Origin of the sequence: Sphingobium sp., assembly GCF_041987595.1 — a bacterium.
Classification (GTDB): Bacteria; Pseudomonadota; Alphaproteobacteria; order Sphingomonadales; family Sphingomonadaceae; genus Sphingobium.
This window is the reverse complement of the sequence record NZ_JBHIWJ010000191.1, coordinates 1-3,027: the sequence shown is the minus strand read 5'-3', so window position 1 is coordinate 3,027 and position 3,027 is coordinate 1. Positions and strand designations below refer to the sequence as shown.

3 protein-coding genes and 1 pseudogene are annotated in these 3,027 nt (G+C 65.3%); 2 read left to right on the top strand and 2 right to left on the bottom strand.

Annotated features, from left to right (window positions below; all coding sequences use genetic code 11):
* Nucleotides 1-194: pseudogene (locus tag ACFC3J_RS22630) on the bottom strand ((2Fe-2S) ferredoxin domain-containing protein); the annotation flags it as partial.
* A complete protein-coding gene (locus ACFC3J_RS22625; protein ID WP_007404091.1) occupies nucleotides 191-730 on the bottom strand; it encodes a J domain-containing protein in 540 nt (179 codons plus the stop codon). The gene ACFC3J_RS22625 and the pseudogene ACFC3J_RS22630, both read right to left, overlap by 4 nt.
* A gap of 187 nt (nucleotides 731-917) precedes the next feature.
* Here ACFC3J_RS22625 and ACFC3J_RS22620 point away from each other — a divergent pair, with 187 nt between their 5' ends.
* Both ACFC3J_RS22620 and ACFC3J_RS22615 read left to right on the top strand, forming a co-directional pair.
* Complete coding sequence (locus ACFC3J_RS22620) at nucleotides 918-2,498, top strand: SulP family inorganic anion transporter (RefSeq protein ID WP_375198165.1); 1,581 nt, start codon at nucleotides 918-920, stop codon at nucleotides 2,496-2,498.
* The coding region (locus tag ACFC3J_RS22615; protein WP_375198164.1) for a carbonic anhydrase at nucleotides 2,495-3,027 on the top strand (533 nt) is incomplete at its 3' end. The genes ACFC3J_RS22620 and ACFC3J_RS22615, both read left to right, overlap by 4 nt.

The following is a 3,027-nucleotide window of genomic DNA, read 5'->3' as shown; positions in this document are numbered from 1 at the left end:
TTCTTGGGACACAGCCCCAGGCACTTGGTCTCCACCACCCCGACCGACGCCTTGCGCCCCTTGCCGAAAATCCGCCTGAGCGCCTTCGCCAAGGGCGTCTTGCCCTTGGGACCGAAACCGCCGCCGACCTTTTTGGAGCATTTGCCGCAGACCAGGACCGTCGCTTCCCAATCCGCCTTGGCACGGCGGATCACTCGGGCTTCCAGCTACGCCGCTCCTCGGCGGCACGCAGGACTTCATAGGCCGCCTGCACCTCTTGGAATTTCTGCGCCGCCTCCGGATCATTGGGGCGGATATCGGGATGGTTCGCCTTGGCGAGCCCGCGCCACGTCGCACGGATCAGGTCGAACTCGGCATCCGGCTCCAGCCCTAGGGCATCGAGCGCGCGCATCTCGTCGCGCGAACGGCTGCCATCGCCCGGCCCGGCCCAGGCCTGATGCTTGGACTGGGCATAGCCGGCGCTGGTGCGTCGTTCCGAGGCTTCCCGCGCGGCGGCCTCCTCGGCGCTCAGGCCCTGGAAATAGTCCCAGCCGCGATTATACTCGGCGGCATGCGCCTCGCAGAAATACCAGCGGTCAGGGCTGTTGGGGGATTTGGGTGCGGGACAGTTGCCGGGCTGGTCGCAGCCATGCCGGTCGCAGATACGCACGGGCTTGGCCTCGCGCGCCGCACCATAGCTGCGCCACCGCGGAAAGCCCCAGTCATTGGATCGTGTAGAAGATCGCGCCACGTGGCCGATTTAAGCGACTTGGCCACGGGCGCAAGCACCGCCCGCACGCTTTCGCGACACCGGCATCGGAATAGCGTGATCTGAAAGGCTTGACCGACCGCCAGCGGCTCATTCATGACATGAGCGTCATCATATGTTCACGTCCGAATCGGGCATATGGCGACCCTACTCATGTCATGGAGCCTGCGTGGCCAACAGCCGTTCCTTCCTGGCCACCGCGAGAGCGGATGTGCCGGCGTCGATCGTGGTGGCGCTTGTCGCCCTGCCGCTATGTCTGGGTATCGCGGTCGCCTCCGGCGCGCCGCCCTTTGCGGGGATGATCGCGGGCATCGTCGGCGGGCTCGTCGTCGGCTTCCTGTCCAAGTCGCCGCTTTCGGTATCGGGCCCCGCGGCCGGGCTGACCGTGATCGTGTTCGAAGCGATCGAGCGATTGCCCAGTTTCCAGGTGTTCCTGCTGGCGGTCGTGCTGGCCGGCGTGCTTCAGCTCGCCTTCTCCTTCACCCGCGCGGGCGTCTTGGCGGAGTTCGTCCCCTCCTCGGTCATCACCGGCATGCTCGCCGCGATCGGGCTGATCCTGATCCTGAAGCAGGTGCCCCACGCGATCGGCTATGACGGCGATTTCGAGGGTAGCTTTGAATATGCCAGCCGCGCCGGCGGCAACACCTTCACCGACCTATGGGCCAGTGTCAGCCAGGATATCGCGCCCGGCGCGGTCCTGATCGGTGGCGTGTCGCTCGCCTTCCTGTTCTGGAGGGATCATGCCAAGCCCAAGCAAGGCCCGTTGCGTCTGCTGCCGGGGCCGCTGGTCGTCGTCGTCATCGGCGTGGTCGGCAACATGCTGCTCGGTGCGCTGCGCCCCGAATGGCAGCTGGGCGGCGCCCATCTCGTCCGCGTCCCCGTCGCGGGCGGCGCGCGCGAGTTTCTCGGCCAGTTCCAATTGCCCGACTTCGCCGCGATCGGGACCAGCGCGGTCTGGACCACGGCGATCACCCTGGCGATCGTCGCCAGCCTGGAATCGCTGCTGAGCGTCAAGGCGGTCGACGAACTTGATCCCCGGCGCCGCACCACCGACAAGAATTGGGAGCTTATGGCGCAGGGCGGCGGCAATATCGTGTCGGGCCTGCTCGGCGGTCTTCCGGTCACCTCGGTGATCGTCCGCTCCTCCGCCAATGTCGATGCGGGTGCGGAGAGCAAATTGTCGGCGATGCTGCATGCGACCTGGCTGCTCCTGTCGGTCGCGCTGATCCCCGCGCTGCTCAACCTCATCCCGCTGTCCGCGCTGGCCGCCGTGCTGATCGCGACCGGTTACAAGCTGTGCAAGCCCAAGCTGTTCACCGAGCGGTTCAAACAGGGTTGGAGCCAGTTCATCCCCTTCATCGTCACCATTCTGGCGATCCTGCGCACCGACCTGCTGATCGGCATCCTGGTCGGGTTGGTCGTGGGCTTCGTCTTCGTCGTAGCGCGCAACTTCCGCCCCGCGCTGACCTTCGCCTGCGATGACGAGGATTGCCTGATCCGCGCGCGGCGCAACCTCTATTTCATCCACAAATATGAGCTGCAGAAGTCGCTGGCCAAGGTGCCGGACGGCGCCAATCTGCTGATCGACCTGTCCTCGACTTCCTATGTCGATCTAGACAATGTCGACATCATCAACGCCTTCATCAAGGGCGCGGACTATCGCGGGATCAGCGTAGTCGTGCGCAGCGACGTCGCCGAGCGGACCGCGCCGATGATCCAGGCCCCATCGACGGGAGTGCGCTACGCATGAGGGAATATAAGCAACTCCTGCTCGCCAATAAGGCATGGGCCGCCGAACTGCTGGAGGAGAAGACCGACTTCTTTCAGCGCCAGACGGTGGGGCAGAAGCCCGACTTCCTCTGGATCGGCTGTTCCGACAGCCGGGTGACGCCCGAGCAGATGACCATGACGCCGCCGGGCGGCATGTTCCTCCACCGCAACATTGCCAATCTGGTCCATGACGACGATCTCAACCTGTTGTCGGTCGTCCAATATGCGGTCGATGTGCTGAAGGTCCGCCATGTCATCCTGTGCGGCCATCATGGCTGTGGCGGGGTGCTGGCGACGCTGGAGGGCGGAACGCAGGGGCCGGTCGACCAGTGGCTGGGCAATGCCCGCGACGTGCTGCACCGCCACCGCGACGAGATCGACGCCCAGCCGGACAAGGGCGCAAAGGTCAACCGGCTGGTCGAGGTGAACGTGATGGAGCAGCTCCGCCACCTCGCCCGGCTGGACACGATCCAAAAGGCCTTTGCCGAAGGCCGCGAGCTATGGCTGCA